At 64.2% G+C, this 15,775-nt stretch carries 10 protein-coding genes; 6 read left to right on the top strand and 4 right to left on the bottom strand.

Annotated elements, in window-relative coordinates:
• Window positions 1-21: 21 nt before the first annotated feature.
• The 3 genes from QXZ85_RS02495 to QXZ85_RS02485 all read left to right on the top strand — a co-directional run bounded on the left by QXZ85_RS02495 (window position 22) and on the right by QXZ85_RS02485 (window position 5,272).
• Entirely contained in the window at window positions 22-2,085 is a 2,064-nt protein-coding gene (locus tag QXZ85_RS02495; RefSeq protein WP_315706753.1) for a cytochrome c1, read from the top strand.
• 158 nt (window positions 2,086-2,243) lie between these two features.
• On the top strand, window positions 2,244-4,442 hold the full coding sequence (locus QXZ85_RS02490) for a tetratricopeptide repeat protein (RefSeq protein WP_316173457.1): 2,199 nt from the start codon (window positions 2,244-2,246) through the stop codon (window positions 4,440-4,442).
• A gap of 155 nt (window positions 4,443-4,597) precedes the next feature.
• On the top strand, window positions 4,598-5,272 hold the full coding sequence (locus QXZ85_RS02485) for a dienelactone hydrolase family protein (RefSeq protein WP_315706751.1): 675 nt from the start codon (window positions 4,598-4,600) through the stop codon (window positions 5,270-5,272).
• 189 nt (window positions 5,273-5,461) lie between these two features.
• Here the strand turns inward: QXZ85_RS02485 and QXZ85_RS02480 are convergent, their stop codons facing one another.
• Complete coding sequence (locus tag QXZ85_RS02480) at window positions 5,462-6,715, bottom strand: MFS transporter (protein ID WP_315751020.1); 1,254 nt, start codon at window positions 6,713-6,715, stop codon at window positions 5,462-5,464.
• Window positions 6,716-7,641: 926 nt separating this feature from the next.
• Here QXZ85_RS02480 and QXZ85_RS02475 point away from each other — a divergent pair.
• A complete protein-coding gene (locus QXZ85_RS02475; protein ID WP_315751024.1) occupies window positions 7,642-8,694 on the top strand; it encodes a hypothetical protein in 1,053 nt (350 codons plus the stop codon).
• Between the two features lie 58 nt (window positions 8,695-8,752).
• On the opposite strand, the gene QXZ85_RS02470 is transcribed toward QXZ85_RS02475, so the two are convergent.
• Window positions 8,753-9,946, bottom strand: coding sequence for a tetratricopeptide repeat protein (locus tag QXZ85_RS02470; RefSeq protein ID WP_315706748.1), 1,194 nt, complete (start codon window positions 9,944-9,946; stop codon window positions 8,753-8,755).
• 1,263 nt (window positions 9,947-11,209) lie between these two features.
• On the opposite strand from QXZ85_RS02470, the gene QXZ85_RS02465 reads away from it, so the two are divergent.
• Window positions 11,210-13,375, top strand: a complete 2,166-nt coding sequence (locus tag QXZ85_RS02465; protein WP_315741692.1) for an anthranilate synthase component I — start codon at window positions 11,210-11,212, stop codon at window positions 13,373-13,375.
• 117 nt (window positions 13,376-13,492) lie between these two features.
• Window positions 13,493-14,032, top strand: coding sequence for an adenine phosphoribosyltransferase (locus QXZ85_RS02460; protein ID WP_315706746.1), 540 nt, complete (start codon window positions 13,493-13,495; stop codon window positions 14,030-14,032).
• Between the two features lie 72 nt (window positions 14,033-14,104).
• Here the strand turns inward: QXZ85_RS02460 and QXZ85_RS02455 are convergent, their stop codons facing one another.
• Together QXZ85_RS02455 and QXZ85_RS02450 are read right to left on the bottom strand one after the other, a co-directional pair.
• Window positions 14,105-14,773, bottom strand: coding sequence for a hypothetical protein (locus QXZ85_RS02455; RefSeq protein WP_315706745.1), 669 nt, complete (start codon window positions 14,771-14,773; stop codon window positions 14,105-14,107).
• A gap of 56 nt (window positions 14,774-14,829) precedes the next feature.
• Window positions 14,830-15,594, bottom strand: a complete 765-nt coding sequence (locus tag QXZ85_RS02450; RefSeq protein WP_315706744.1) for a hypothetical protein — start codon at window positions 15,592-15,594, stop codon at window positions 14,830-14,832.
• Between the last annotated feature and the right edge of the window lie 181 nt (window positions 15,595-15,775).

The following is a 15,775-nucleotide window of genomic DNA, read 5'->3' as shown; positions in this document are numbered from 1 at the left end:
ATATTTCTTCAGGAACGCATCATGAGTGGACCTTCCGACTACCAGCCGAGCCATCCTGCCGTGAAATGGCTGGAACAGCGACTTCCCATCATCAGCCTGGTCCACTCATCCTTCATCGCCTATCCGACGCCGCGCAACCTGAACTACTGGTGGACGTTCGGCGCGATCCTCTCGGTGATGCTGGGTCTGCAGATCGTCACCGGCGTGATCCTGGCGATGCACTACACGCCGAACGCCGATCTCGCCTTCCGCTCGGTCGAACTGATCGTGCGCGACGTGAACTACGGCTGGCTGCTGCGCAACATGCACGCAGCCGGCGCCTCGATGTTCTTCTTCGCCGTCTACATCCACATGTTCCGCGGCCTCTATTACGGGTCGTACAAGGCGCCGCGCGAAGTGTTGTGGATCCTCGGCGTCATCATCTACCTCCTGATGATGGCGACCGGCTTCATGGGCTACGTGCTGCCGTGGGGCCAGATGAGCTTCTGGGGCGCCACCGTCATCACCAATCTGTTTTCGGCCGTGCCCTATTTCGGCGAGAGCATCGTGACCCTGCTGTGGGGTGGCTATTCGGTCGGCAACCCGACGCTGAACCGCTTCTTCTCGCTGCACTACCTGTTGCCGTTCCTGATCGCCGGCGTCGTGGTGCTGCACGTCTGGGCGCTGCACGTGGTCGGCCAGAACAACCCGGCCGGCGTCGAGCCGAAGACCGAGAAGGACATGGTGCCGTTCACGCCCTATGCGACGATCAAGGACTTCTTCGGCGTCGCCTGCTTCCTGATCTTCTATTCCTGGTTCATCTTCTACATGCCGAACTATCTCGGCGACGCCGACAACTACATCCCGGCCAATCCGGGCGTGACGCCGGCCCACATCGTGCCCGAATGGTATTACCTGCCGTTCTACGCGATCCTGCGCTCGATCCCGAACAAGCTGGCTGGCGTCATCGCGATGTTCTCGGCGATCATCGTGCTGGTGTTCCTGCCCTGGCTCGATTCCGCCAAGACCCGCTCCAACAAGTACCGGCCGCTGGGCAAGCAGTTCTTCTGGATCTTCGTGATCGTGTGCGTGCTGCTCGGCTATCTCGGCGCCCAGCCGCCGGAGGGCATCTATGTGATCGCCGGCCGCATCCTCACCTTCCTGTACTTCGCCTACTTCCTGATCGTGCTGCCGCTGCTTGCCCGCATCGAGAAGCCGCGTCCGCTGCCGAACTCGATCGCCGACGACGTGCTGGCCAAGTCCGGCCGCGTGCCGATGGTCTCGACGGTGATCGCGCTGTTCGTCGCCGCCACGCTGTTCGCGGGCTCGATTGGCCAGGCCCGCGCCGCGGAGGAGGGCACCCCGCCGTCGCTGAAATGGTCGTTCGCCGGTCCTTTCGGGACCTATGACCGCGGCGCGCTGCAGCGCGGATTGAAGGTCTACAAGGAAGTCTGCTCGAACTGCCACTCGCTGTCCTATGTGGCGTTCCGCAATCTGGCTGAGGACGGTGGACCTGGCTACACGGCGGCGCAGGCCGCGGCCTTCGCCGCCGAGTACAAGATCAAGGACGGCCCCAACGACGCCGGCGACATGTTCGAGCGTCCGGGCCGGGTCGCCGACTATTTCCCCTCGCCGTTCCCGAACGAGCAGGCGGCGCGTGCGGCCAATGGCGGCGCGGCCCCGCCGGACCTGTCGCTGATCGCCAAGGCCCGCTCCTACGAGCGCGGCTTCCCCTGGTTCATCTTCGACTTCTTCACCCAGTTCCAGGAGCAGGGGCCGAACTACATCGACGCGCTGCTGCAGGGCTTCGAGGCTAATCCGCCGGCCGGCTTCTCGCTTCCCGATGGCTCGTACTACAACAAGTACTTCCCGGGGCACGCGATCAAGATGCCGCCGCCGCTGTCCGACGGCCAGGTGACGTTCGACGACGGCTCGCCGGCCACCGTGCAGCAATATGCCCACGACGTCGCGACCTTCCTGATGTGGGCGGCGGAGCCGCACATGGAAGCGCGCAAGAAGCTCGGCTATCAGGTCTTCGTGTTCCTGATCATCTTCGCCGGCCTGATGTACTTCACCAAGAAGAGGGTCTGGGCCGCCGCGCATTGATGCGATCGGACGAGCTTGATGCGATCTGAAAAAGCCCCTTCGGGGGCTTTTTTGTTGTCGCGTCATTTCCTCTCCCGCGACAGGCGGGCTTGGGAGCTAGCCAGAATCCGCGCGAGTCAGATAGAGCGGGGTGATCCAGCTCGCCCGGCGCATCGGAAATGAAGACCGTCTCCCTTACCGTCTCGCAGGTTTTCGATATCGCCCTGAAGGCCTATGCCGCGGGCAAGCTCGGCCAGGCGGAGAAGACCTGCCTCAAGATCCTGTCGGCCGATCCTGCTTCCGCGATCACCCTCAACCTGCTGGGCGTGATCCACATGGCGCGCGGCCGCAACCAGCTGGCGCTTGTGCATTACGACCGTGCTTTGGCGCTGCGGCCCGACTTCGTCGAAGCCTGGAGCAATCGCGGCGCGCTGTTGAAGGCGACGGGGCGGCTTAAGGATGCCCTGGAGAGCTTTGATCGCGCGCTCGCCCTGCGCGCCGATCATGTCAGCGTGCTCAACAACCGCGCCGCCGTCCTCCAGGAGCTCGGGCGGCTCGATGAGGCGCTGGCCGATTACGACCGCGCGCTGGCGCTGCAGGGCGACTATCCCGAGGCACTGAACAATCGTGGCGTCGTGCTGCAGGCCCTGGGCCGCCAGGCCGAGGCGCTGGAGAGCTATGGCCAAGCGCTTGCGCTTCGCCCCGCTTTTGTCGAGGCGCTGGTCAATCGCGGCATGGCCCACAGCGCGCTGGCGCGGTTCGAGGAGGCCGTGGTGGATTACGATGGCGTGCTTGCGCTGCAGCCCAGGCACGTCGATGCACTCAACAACCGCGCGATCGCGCTGCGCCGGCTCGGCCGGCTCGAGGAGGCGCTCGCAAGCCATCAGGCCGCGCTGGCCTTGCGCGCGAACGATCCGAACGCGCTGGTCGAGCGCGGGCTCACGCTGCATGACCTCAAGCGCCCGGACGAGGCGTTGGCGAGCTACGATCGGGCGATCGCGCTCGATTCCCGCCATGCCGAGGCCTACGTGAATCGCGGCGCCTTGCTGCACGAGCTGGGGCGTCTGGATGAGGCCCTGCAAAGCTTCGAGCGCGCGCTCGTCTTGCAACCGAACAATGTCCAGGCGCTGACCAATCGCGGCGTCGTCCTCCACGATCTCGCGCGCTATGGCGAGGCGCTGGCGGACCACGATCAGGCGGTCATCATGCAGCCGGACGATGCGGCCGCTCTCAACAACCGCGGCGTGACTCTGCAAAGGCTGCGGCGGCTGGAGGAGGCGCTGGCCAGCCAGGACCAGGCGATCTCGGCGCGGCCGGACTACGCCGAGGCTCACGCCAATCGCGGCATCATTCTGTCCGATCTCAAACGCTTCGACGAGGCGCTGGCGAGCTACGATCGCGCGCTGGCGCTGCGGCCGGATTACGCCGACGCGCACTTCCTGAAGGGTCTCGCCAGTCTCGTCACCGGCGACCTCGCCAACGGATGGGCCGGCTATGAGTGGCGCCATCGGGCGCCGGTCGCGCGGCTCACGCCGCGGGCGCTGCCGCAGCCGTCATGGCGTGGCGAAGACCTCGCGGGCAAGACGATCCTGCTGCACAGCGAGCAGGGGTTCGGCGACTCCGTCCAGTTCTGCCGCTACGTGCCGCTGGTCGCAGCGCGCGGCGCGCACGTCGTGCTGGAGGTCGAACGGCCGCTCTCTCGCTTGATGCAGACGCTTGCGGGCAGCAGCCAGGTCATCGCCAAGGGCGATCCGATTCCCGATGTCGATCTCCGCTGCCCGCTGCCGAGCCTGCCGCTGGCATTCGGGACCGGGCTGGAGACGATCCCGGCCGACGGAGCTTATCTGTGCGCGCCCGACAATGCCGCGGCGGAGTGGGCGACGCTGCTTGGCAACGGGCGCCCTCTGAAGATCGGGCTCGCCTGGGCCGGCAATCCCAACCATGTCCGCGATCGCGAACGATCGATGGAGCTCCGCCACCTGCTGCCGCTCTCAGGAATCGATGCGAGCTTCGTGAGCCTGCAGAAGCAGTTGCGCGACGGCGAGGCGGAGCTGCTGGCGCAGAGCGGAATTCTCGATGTCAGCGACAGGCTGGGGGATTTCGCCGATACGGCGGCGCTGATCTCCCAGCTCGACCTGGTCATCTCGGTCGACACCGGCGTTGCGCATCTCGCAGGCGCCCTCGGCAAGCCGGTCTGGATCATGCTGACCCACGCGCCGGATTGGCGCTGGCTGCTCGACCGGGACGACAGTCCCTGGTATCGGACCGCGCGCCTGTTCCGGCAGAGCGACAGCCGCGACTGGGACGACGTGATCGCGCGGGTGCGCACGGCGCTCGGCGAACTCAGAGCCCGCAAGGCAAGGATCGCAGCTGCGTGATGATCGGCCGTTGTCGGCCCGTCACATGTGTCCGCTACCCGCCACCTATTGCGGCCGGTCACGATCCGGCGAAGGCCAGTTGCCTGACCTTCGCGCAGCGGCCACAATGGCCATCAATCCCACTTGAACAACAAACCTCACGACGGAGGACATCCATGGGCACCCTCATCACCTTCAAGCGCCCCGACGGCAAGGACGCGAGCGGCTATCTGGCCAACGCAGCCGGCGGCAACGCGCCCGGCGTGGTCGTGATCCAGGAATGGTGGGGCCTGCAGGAGCAGATCAAGGGCATGTGCGACCGCTTTGCGCTGGCCGGCTTCGATGCGCTGGCTCCCGATCTCTACAAGGGCAAGGTGGTGCCCTATCACGACACGGACGCCGCAGGCCGCGAGATGAACTCGCTCGACTTCATGGATGCCACCACGCAGACGGTGCGCGGCGCCGCACAATATCTGTCGCGCACCGGCGCCAAGGTGGGATTGACCGGCTTCTGCCTCGGCGGCGCCGTCACCATCATCGGCGCCACCAAGATCCCGGAACTTGCTGCCGGCGTCGTGTTCTACGGCATCCCGCCGGAGCAGGCGGCCAAGCCCGCCGACGTGAAGATTCCGCTGCAGGCGCATTTCGCCAACAAGGACGATTGGTGCACGCCGGCGCTGGTCGACGGCTTCGAGAAGGCGATGAAGGATGCCGGCAAATCTCTCGAGCTCTATCGCTACGATGCCGAGCATGCCTTCGTGAACGAGCAGCGCGCCTCGGTGCACGACCGCGAGGCCGCCGAGCTCGCCTGGGGCCGCGCGACCGCGTTCTTCCATAAGCATCTGGGGTGAGGCAGTCACGGTTTGTGTAGTTGGCGTGGCAATTTCAACTGTCGTCCCGGCCTTGAGCCGAGACGACACCAATTGTGTGGCGAATGGCGCAGCCCAATGCTCTGCCGTCGTCCTCGCGAAAGCGAGGACCCATAACCACCGGCTTTCGTGAGGACGGGAGCTCTTGGCTCCACAAGGACGCGAGCTACTTCACGCCGCGCGAGATTGCGACATCCTCTGCTCCGCGCGCCTCGGCCGATCCGTCACGACCGACACGCCCCAGATCACGAGCCCCGCGAGCGCCAGCGCGGCGCCGACCCATCCCGTCGCGGGGAAGCCGAAGCCTGCTGAGAGTGCGAGACCGGCGAGCCACGGACCGAGCGCATTGGCCGTGTTGAACGCGGAGTGATTGAGTGCGGCCGCCAAGGTCTGCGCATCCTCCGCGACATCCATCAAGCGGGTCTGCAGGATGGTTCCGAGGCCCCCGCCGCAGCCGATCAGGAACACGACGAGCGCCAACGTCCAGACGTTGCCGGTCGCGAACGGATAGAGGGCGAGCGCCGCCGCGCTCCAGACCAGGGTCGCGCCCGCCGCCCGCATGACGCCGCGATCCGCGGCCCAGGCGCAGGCGAGATTGCCGATCGTCATGCCGAAGCCGAACACCGTCAGCATCACCGGGATCATGGACGGCGGCGCGTGCGTGACCTCGAGCAAGGTCGATGCGAGATAGGTGTACACCGCGAACATGCCGCCGAAGCCGATCGCGCCGGTGGCCAGCGTCAGCCACACCTGGCCGCGCCTGAGCGCGCCAAGCTCGCGCAGCGGGCTCGCGCCTTTCAGCGGCGCGCCATAGGGCGCGTAGAGCCGCACCAAAGTCGCCGTCAACAGGGCGAGGAGCGCGGCGAAGCCGAAGCTCCAGCGCCAGCCGATGAATTGGCCGATCAGATTGGCGAGCGGCACGCCGACCATCGTCGCGACCGTCAGTCCGGCAAGAACGCGCGAGACCGCTTGGCTGCGGCGTTCGCGCGGGACCAGCGATGCCGCTACCAGCGCGGCGACGCCGAAATACGCTCCATGCGGCAGACCGGCCAGAAAGCGGAAAGCCACCAGGAAACCATAGGTCGGTGCAAGCGCGGAGAGCCCGTTGCCGATTGCGAACAGCAGCATCAGCAGCACGAGCAATGTTCGCCGTGCCAACCGTGCCGCGAGCACCGCGATCACAGGCGCGCCGACGACCACGCCCAGGGCATAGGCGCTGATGACATGGCCTGCGGTGGTGGCCCCGATGCCGAGATCGGGCGCGAAATACGGCACCAGGCTCATGGCGGCGAACTCGGTGGTGCCGATGGCGAAGCCGCCGATCGCGAGTGCCAGCAGCACCAGGCCCGGATGATGATGTTTCGAGCCGGCCGCAGTACTCGATGGGGCGTGATCAAAGGACGAGGGATCGGCGATCTGGTTCATGTCCGAGCGTGTCGATCTGGGTGGAAGGCAGTCGAGGTAGGCAGGGGCGGAGAAAGGCGGGCGTCGCGGCGCGAAACAGCCGGGTATCCTCCCAGTCACCCGGCGGTGAAGCAGCACCGACGCGTCGATGTTGATATTGCATTGCAATAGTAGGCGACCTACCCCGGTAGGGGGAGACCCGGGAGGGGGCGCCAGATATGCGCGACAGGCAGGTCCCACAGGGGCTCGGCGGGAAAGAGGAATAAGACCCTCTCCCGGCACCACGCAGGATGGCGATGTGCGCATCCCTCTTGGCGCCGTTGTGCGGAAGTCCGGGAATCGACGCGGGCGTGGCGAATGGTCAGCGGCCCGTTACGTCACTCCGCGGGCTCCTCGCCAGCGATCTTGCGGAGTTCATTCCCGGTAGAGGCGTTGTCCCCAGGCTGGCCTTTACCCGCTCGCGATCCTGCGGGGCGGCGACCGAGCCGCTTGGCCTGCGCCTCGAGGAAGCAATCGAGCAGCGTCTGCTGCTTCTGAAGCGCATGCGACACAGGAGGCTGTTTGCCGCGGGCCATGATGAATTCTTGGTAGCGGAAGATGGTTAATTATTCTTTGCGCTCCTATCGCAAATTGGCAACAGTGTTGCGCAGATATCTCCCTATTTCCGGTGTTTGCCATCTCGTGAGCAACTAGCAGTGTGTGCTCGGCCATAGTTGCATGCGCGCAACATGAGGTTGTCGTACGCTCTCTACAGCCGATGGCTGTATCGGACGCATGCCGTGCTGCATTCGATTCGGAGCCTGCGGCCTGACTGATTCGGGCGGAGGGCGCTCAGCGCCTGCCGGATGTGGGCACTGCCAATCCTATGCTCGAAGCTCCAAATCGCCTCGTTTGTACGGCGAATACAATCTAAGATAGTATTTTTGGCGCGGCAACGGAGGGGCGGAATGAGCGTCGCATTCGCGCTGGCGGGCCTGGGCGGGCTGAATGCACATGGCGCCGGCTTTCTCGACACCGCCCGCGCCTGGGGTGTGACGCCGGATCTGGTGACGGCGACCTCCGGCCAGATCCTGGTGCTGGCGGAATGGCTGCAGGGGCACGACTTACGCGCGCTGCTCGTCTCGCCCGAGGCCGAGAACAATCCGGTCGCTCAGGCCCGCACCGTTCTGTTCGGTTATCCCGGCGTCTTCAGGCCGGCCTATGCCGAGGCCTTGTTCCGCTTGGCGGCGGTGCCGGATTGGAGCGAAGGCCTGCTGAACGTGGTCGCCGATCGCCTGGTTCCGGCGCAGCAATATGTGCCGGTGCGCTCGGATGACGAGCTTGCCCATGTCGCGACGGTGCTGAACGAGAGCGCGACCGGCGTGGTGTTCAACACCTACGATCCGCGGTCGGGCGTCGGCCTGCTTTACGGCAACGACGTCGCGCGCAGGCTGTTGCCCGAGCAGAAATCGATTCCCAACACGCGCGCCGCCGCGGCGCTGCATTCGGCGGCCAAGCGCGACCTGCGTTATGCGTCCGACGTCGTGCAGGAACGCAAGATCCTCCCGATCACGGTTGGGGCGATCAAATCGGCGCTGTGGCTTTCGCTTTACGGCTTCAAGAACCTGCCAGGCGGACAGATGGACGGCGCCTATCATCGCGCCTGCATCGTCTCCGAGTTGCACGGCTTCGAGCGCATCTTCGCGGTCCGGCCGCTGGCGAATGGCTGGCAGGGACAGGCGCCGGCCAACTGGTTCGAGGTGCAGGACTGGACGTACGAGATGTGGTTCTCGGTCGGCTACAAGGCCGAGGTCGACACGCTCAAGCGCATCAACGACCTGATCGCTTCAGGCGCTCTCACCGATCCGAAATATAAGCCGGTCGAGCTGATCGAGATCCAGCCGGCAACGCCGGCCGGCTATTTCAACTACTTCGTCGAGCGCGGCGAAGTCTACGAGAACGCGGTGCAGGCGACGGAGCTGAAGTTCAAGGAGCATGGGCTGACGAAGCCGGGGACGTGACCAAACGGCGCCTCAGATCCGGCTGCGGTCTTGCCTGATGCAGCAGCAGGAGCAAGACCTATCGCCTCGTCGGATCTGAGACTTCCGGGGCGCTTCCCAGCTTGTGCTCGGACGCCTTTTCTCGATTGGCGCGAGCTTCGGCATAATTGGGATCGAGTCTGATTGCCTCATCGAAGTCAGCGATGGCGCGATCGAGATTTCCCTTATGCTCAAAGGCAAGGCCACGGTTGTTGTAGGCCTGCACATATTTTGGATCGAGCCTGATTGCCGCGTCGAAGTCGGCAATCGCGCGGTCATGATCGCCCTTGTCGTCGTAGGCGACGCCCCGGACATTGTAGGCGCGGACGTAGCTTGGATCGATCTTGATCGCTTCGCTCAGGTCCGCGATGGCGCGTTCGTAATCCTTCTTTTCGTAGAACTCGAGGCTACGATTATAATAGTGGATTTTCGTGGATTTGGAATCAAGGCCGATTGCCGTTGTGAAATCGTCTATGGCGCGGTCGTGCTCGTTCTGGTGCCGATAGATGAGACCACGATGCTGATAGGCCAGCGCGTCGCTCGGATCACGTTTGATACTTTCACTAAAGTCTGCGAGAGCATGATCGTCATCTCCCTTGCCTTCATAGGCGAGGGCGCGATCGTAGTAAGATCTGACGTACTGAGGGGCAAGCTCGATCGCTTTTCCGAAGTCTTCAATTGCGCGATCATAGTCTTTTTTGGCGAGGTGCGAGAGGCCGCGACTGTGATATGCTTGGGCATGCCGCGGGTTTAACTCAAGTGTGCGATTGAAGTTACTGATAGCTCGGTCGTAATCATTCTTGAAATTGTAAATGAGGCCACGGTGATAGTAAGCAAGGGCATATTTTGGGTTTAGCCTGATTGCCTCGTCATAGTCGGAAATCGCTCGATCGTAATCAGCTATAGCAGAATACGCGAATCCCCGGTTGTTGAAACTCGGCGCGAAATCCGGATCGAGCCGGATCGCCTCGCTGAGGTCAGCGATGGCCCGATCGTAGTCCTTCTTCTCGAAGTAGGCATTGCCGCGGTTGAAATAGCCCTGGGTCTGATCCTTTCCGGACCATCGGCCGGATTGGATCGCCCATGTGCAGCCCTCGATCCGCAAATCTGGCGAGAAGGCGGAGGCTAGGCACCAGGCGATTTGTCGTTCGGTCTGCGCACCGGCAGGGGCGGTTTGCGCTCCTGCAACGATCGCGGCTCCCAACAGGGCGAACGAAAACTGTTGCAACTTCACCGGCGCTCCACAGGTCCGCAGCAACGGAACAATACAATGGGCGCGGCCTGAGCCACAATTCTGAAGTCTTGCCGGCAAGAGGAGTCGCGATCTGTGTTGGCTGGATGTCCTGAAACGCCAAATTCATCAGCCGCATCAAGCTGATTTGGGCTGTCCAGTCTTCGCCGCGAAAATATTCTTGTTTCTTGTTTTCCGAAATTGTGCTTATGTCGGCGCGTCCCGCCTCGGCACGAGGGGCGTATCGCGATCGTCACGACACGCGGGGTGGGATGCGGTGGGCGCTCTGGGCCGCAGCATGATCTCATCATGCGGACGAACAGCCCGAGGCGCACGGCGAAGTCGTACGGTCCTGGCCTCCCGACGCTGAGGTCTGCGCAACGCGCTGAAGGCGCGTTGTCGCAAACGGGGGCAAGAAAGCCCGGTCCCCGGGGAGAGTACGTATAACCCGTCAGACCATCGTGCAGGGAAGGCCGGGATGTCTCGGCCGAACCTGTGGTACCTGCCGCCTGCATTTTTTTCGCAGGCGGGCCATGGGGGCGGCGAGCTCCCGGCCTTCCCTGCGCCCTCGCCTTTGAGAGGGCGATGTCGATGATCATCACTCGGGCATCAGGTGTCGCGAGAATGCTGCTGCATGTCCCATGCTCATCATCATCCCGGGTCTCGCTTTCAGCTCGGCCGAGGATAGGCTCCAGCGAGGATCCACTACGCCGCGCCACTCGGAGTGGAGCGCCAGCACCTTCCAGAGGAGGGGCTGCGGGAGCAGTTCAGCTCGCAATCTCGGTGGCCGAATGGTGGAGCGGAATCCAACGATGGTTTGCGACCTTCGAGACAGCGGTATCGCCGCGGATGCGCCCTCTCTCCTTGTGGGGGAGGGCATGTCGGACCGATCGGAAAACTCGGTCGGGTGAGGGGTATGCCTCCGCGAGCGCTGTTTGCGGAGAGAGACCCCTCACCCAACCGAGTGCCTGGATGGGCCGGAGATGCCCTCTCCCACAAGGGGAGAGGGTGCTGTATCGCGCAGGCGCTTGCAGCAGCTTGCTAAGGTTGATCGCCCTTGACCTCCGTCCCCTGTCATGGTCTGGTCCCGCCCATGAGCACCGTCCTCCGCCCAGCCCGTCTCTGGTGGCGCACCTTGTAACAAGGTGGCCGGTGCGATTTCCTGACATTCAATCGCTTGAGGCCGCCACCCGGCGGCGGCTCTTCCGTTTGTCCTGTGTGGCGTTCCCTCGGCAAGTTTCGTAAGAGGACGCCAAGAGGACCCCCATGAACAGGACCGTTTTTTCCCTGCCGGCCTTGAGCGAGTACCGCACCCGCGGCGGGCTTGCGATCACGCGCGCCACCGAACAGTTTTCCGGCGGCGCCAGCCGTCTTGACGACCTCATCGACCTGCTGGATCGGCGCCGCGGGGTGGTGCTGTCGTCCGGGACCACCGTCCCCGGGCGGTATGACAGTTTCGACCTCGGCTTTGCCGATCCGCCGCTGGCACTGGAGACGACGGGGACGAATTTCGCCCTGCAGGCGTTGAACCGCCGCGGCGAGGTGCTGATCGCCTTTCTCGGCGCGACCCTGCGCGACTCCGCGGTCGTCATCACCGAGCACACCCCGGCACGGCTGGCGGGACATATCGTTCGCGGCCCAGCACCGGTCGAGGAAGACCAGCGCACCCGCCGCGCCAGCGTGATGTCGCTGGTGCGGGCGCTGATCGCGGCGTTCTCCGCCAGTGACGACCCGCTGCTCGGGCTGTTCGGCGCCTTCGCCTACGATCTCGTGTTCCAGATCGAGGACCTCGTCCAGAAGCGGCCGCGCGCGCAGGATCAGCGCGACATCGTGCTTTACGTGCCGGATCGCCTCCTGGCCTACGACCGCGCCACCGGTCGCGGCGTGATCCTCACTTACGACTTCGCCTGGAACGGCCAGTCGACAGCCGGCCTGCCGCGCGAGACCGATGCCAGCGTCTACCTGAAGGAGCCGCGCCAGGGCTTTGCCGACCACGCGCCCGGCGAATACCAGGCGACTGTGGAATTGGCCCGCGCAGCGTTCGCCCGCGGCGACCTGTTCGAGGCGGTGCCGGGCCAGCTGTTCGGCGAGCCCTGCGAACGCTCGCCGGCCGAAGTTTTCCAACGCCTCTGCCGCATCAACCCGTCGCCCTATGGCGCGCTGATGAATCTCGGGCAGGGCGAATTCCTGGTCTCGGCCTCGCCGGAAATGTTCGTGCGCTCCGACGGCCGCCGGGTCGAGACCTGCCCGATTTCCGGCACCATCGCCCGCGGCCGCGATGCCATCGGCGATGCCGAGCAGATCCGCCAGCTCCTGAACTCGGAGAAGGACGAGTTCGAGCTCAACATGTGCACCGACGTCGACCGCAACGACAAGGCGCGCATCTGCGTGCCCGGCACCATCAAGGTGCTGGCGCGGCGGCAGATCGAAACCTATTCGAAGCTGTTCCACACCGTCGACCACGTCGAGGGCATGCTGCGGCCGGGCTTCGATGCGCTGGATGCCTTTTTGACCCATGCCTGGGCGGTGACCGTGACCGGTGCGCCGAAGCTGTGGGCGATGCAGTTCGTCGAGGACCATGAGCGCTCGCCGCGCCGCTGGTATGCCGGCGCGATCGGCGTGGTCAATTTCGACGGCTCGATCAACACCGGGCTGACCATCCGCACCATCCGGATGAAGGATGGGCTCGCCGAAGTGCGGGTCGGCGCTACCTGCCTGTTCGACTCCGATCCGGCAGCGGAGGATCGCGAATGCCAGGTCAAGGCCGCCGCGCTGTTCCAGGCGCTGCGCGGCGACCCGCCCAAGCCGCTGTCGTCGACGGCGCCGGACGCCACCGGCTCGGGCAAGCAGGTGCTGCTGATCGATCATGACGACAGCTTCGTGCATATGCTGGCCGACTATTTCCGCCAGGTCGGCGCCAGCGTCACCGTGGTCCGCCATGTGCACGCGCTGAAGATGTTGAAGGAGCGGAGCTGGGATCTGGTGGTGCTGTCGCCCGGCCCGGGCCGGCCCGAGGACTTCAAGATATCCAAGACCATCGATGCCGCGCTGGACAGGAAGCTGCCGATCTTCGGCGTCTGCCTGGGGCTTCAAGCGATGGGCGAGTATTTCGGCGGGCGTCTTGGTCAGCTCAGCCAGCCCGCGCACGGCCGGCCCTCGCGGGTGCAGGTGCGCGGCGGGCGGCTGATGCAGGGTCTGCCGAATGAGATCGTGATCGGCCGCTACCACTCGCTCTTCGTCGAGCGCGAGGGCATGCCCGATGTCCTCACCGTCACCGCCTCGACCGAGGACGGGGTGGCGATGGCGATCGAGCATAAGAGCCTGCCCGTCGGTGGCGTGCAATTCCACCCGGAATCGCTGATGTCGCTCGGCGACGAGGTCGGCTTGAAGATCGTGGAGAATGCGTTCCGGCTCAATCGGCCGGGGAATTGATCAATGCCGTCATTGCGAGGAGCGAAGCGACGAAGCAATCCAGTTCTTCTCTCGCGGCCCTGGATTGCTTCGCTTCGCTCGCAATGACGGCAAACACACAGAGTGGATGAGAGCACGATGACGTTCGATCTGGACATCAAGAACACGGTCCGCACCATTCCGGACTATCCGAAGCCCGGAATCCTGTTCCGCGACATCACCACGCTGCTGGCGGATGCGCGCGCGTTCCGCCGCGCGGTGGACGAGCTGGTACACCCTTGGGCCGGCTCCAAGATCGACAAGGTCGCCGGCATCGAGGCGCGCGGCTTCATTCTGGGCGGCGCGGTGGCGCACCAGCTTTCGGCCGGCTTCGTGCCGATCCGGAAGAAGGGCAAGCTGCCGCACAAGACCGTCAGCATGTCCTACGCGCTGGAATACGGCACCGACGAGATGGAGATGCATGTCGATGCGGTGCAGCCGGGCGAGCGGGTGATCCTGGTCGACGATCTGATCGCGACCGGCGGCACGGCAGAGGGCGCGGTGAAACTGCTCAAGCAGATCGGCGCCACGGTGGTGGCGGCCTGTTTCATCATCGACCTGCCGGATCTCGGCGGCGCCGCCAAGTTGCGCGCGATGGACGTGCCGGTTCGCACCCTGATCTCGTTCGAGGGGCATTGAGCGCCGCGGAATGGGGCTCGTCGGACGGAGCTTGGGGGACTTGGTGGGGGACTTGGGCGGACCAGGATCCGCTCACGACCGCTGCATCAGCAGCCCCATTTCGATCTCCCGCAGCGCGTAGTAGTTGCGCCGGATCCACTGATAGAGCTCGGTCGAGGAATCCCGTTCCTGGCGCAGATAGCCGGTAAAGGAGAAGGAGTACCGGTCGATATAGGTCTTGAGGAACAGCGGCAGGGCGGGAATGCGCAGCATGCGGCTATGGCTGAATTGCTGGGGCAACTCTTCACGCAGGACGTGCGCGTTCTCGACGACGATCAGCTGGGAGCTGGGAATTTGGCGTCGCAACTCGTCATAGGCGCGCATCGAGACCCGGTCGCCTTCGGCGCAGAACAGAACGATCGGGACGACATTTCGCCGTGCCGCTTCCTTCAAAAAGCCGATCTCCTCGGACATCTTGAAGAACTCGCCGTAGGAATAGTAGCCGAGGTCGATGACCTTGGCGATCCCGTCGTTCAGGATCACCTGGTCCATCAGCTGGATCTTGCCGTAGGTGTCCTCGATCTCCGCGGTCTCGGTGACCGCAGGCAGAAAATCGACCAGCGAGGGCTCGCGAACCGAGATGTCGAAGGCAAGCACCTGCCCGTTCTTGAGCAGCAGGAATTCGCTCAAAAGGCGCGCAAGCAGCGTCTTGCCGATCTGGGGTCGGGGCGAGCAGACGATGTAGACGGGCGTCGCGGGCATTTGACCTATATCAGGTCAAACGCGCCTCCGATAAAGCCCCCTCGTTTGCGGAGCTGTCATTTTTCCCCTGCGGGCCGCACCGCCGCGACCGGCTTGGTCGACCCGACGATGTCGGTCAGCTTGATCCGGTCGTACTCGCTCCAGACGTTGGCGAGCCAATGCCGGACATAGCCGCGCAGCACGAAGGAGTAGTTGGCCGCCTCGTCATGCGGGCCCTTGTTGGCGACGAATTTCAGGAACGGGACCGAGGCCACCTCGACCTGCTCGTAGGCCATTTCGTTGAGCTTCGGAATCGTGAGTTCGGTCGCATCCTTGATGCGGTTGAAATAGGACGCGTAGGTCGACTGGTCCCACTCGAAGAAGCTCGTGTTGTTGATGAAGTTCTTCACCAGGAAGTACTTTGCGCCGACCATGTAGCTTGCGGTTTCGGCGATTTCGTCGAGCGAGGCGATCGACGAGCCCAGGATGTGGAACACCGCGAAGGTGATCTGGCCGGAGCGGGCCGCGTCGAGGAAGCCGATGTCGCGCAGTGCCGCCAGGGTTGGGGACATCAGGCCGGCGCGGACGTCGATCACGGTCACCGATGGCGCCACCGCGCTCAAGGTGTCGAAGATCTTCATCTGGTCCGAGGTCGCGTTCATGTCGACGATCTCGGTGATCTCCGGGTGAAAGCGCTTCAGCGTTCCGCGGGGATGCTCGGTGTCGAACGCCCGGGTGGGGACGTTATTGGCACTGAAATAATCGAGCAAGGTGCGCGAAACCGTGGTCTTGCCGACCCCGCCTTTGTCCGCACCCACCACAACAACTGCCGGTTTCGCCATGGAATGTCCCTGAAATCTGGGCCGGCGGAGGCCGGCGCTTTGCATTCTGCGTTGCGCGCGACCATGGCAGAAACAACGGAGAATTCAAATTCATTGAAGCGAGGCGTCCGTGAAATTTCCCCATCTGCAGGTGAAGGTGGAGGATGAAGCGGGAAGTCTGCCCGTCTTATGGCCACGCGGC

This window comes from Bradyrhizobium sp. SZCCHNGR1005, assembly GCF_032489995.1.
GTDB lineage: Bacteria > Pseudomonadota > Alphaproteobacteria > Rhizobiales > Xanthobacteraceae > Bradyrhizobium.
Note: the sequence above shows the minus strand (reverse complement) of the source record. Positions and strands in the feature narration are given on the sequence as shown.

Excerpts from the sequence above, each read along its gene's own strand:
- QXZ85_RS02455 (WP_315706745.1), bottom strand. The coding sequence starts at position 14,773 with ATGCCCGCGACGCCCGTCTACATCGTCTGCTCGCCCCGACCCCAGATC.
- QXZ85_RS02490 (WP_316173457.1), top strand. The coding sequence starts at position 2,244 with ATGAAGACCGTCTCCCTTACCGTCTCGCAGGTTTTCGATATCGCCCTG.
- QXZ85_RS02485 (WP_315706751.1), top strand. The coding sequence starts at position 4,598 with ATGGGCACCCTCATCACCTTCAAGCGCCCCGACGGCAAGGACGCGAGC.
- QXZ85_RS02495 (WP_315706753.1), top strand. The coding sequence starts at position 22 with ATGAGTGGACCTTCCGACTACCAGCCGAGCCATCCTGCCGTGAAATGG.
- QXZ85_RS02460 (WP_315706746.1), top strand. The coding sequence starts at position 13,493 with ATGACGTTCGATCTGGACATCAAGAACACGGTCCGCACCATTCCGGAC.
- QXZ85_RS02450 (WP_315706744.1), bottom strand. The coding sequence starts at position 15,594 with ATGGCGAAACCGGCAGTTGTTGTGGTGGGTGCGGACAAAGGCGGGGTC.
- QXZ85_RS02480 (WP_315751020.1), bottom strand. The coding sequence starts at position 6,715 with ATGAACCAGATCGCCGATCCCTCGTCCTTTGATCACGCCCCATCGAGT.
- QXZ85_RS02475 (WP_315751024.1), top strand. The coding sequence starts at position 7,642 with ATGAGCGTCGCATTCGCGCTGGCGGGCCTGGGCGGGCTGAATGCACAT.
- QXZ85_RS02465 (WP_315741692.1), top strand. The coding sequence starts at position 11,210 with ATGAACAGGACCGTTTTTTCCCTGCCGGCCTTGAGCGAGTACCGCACC.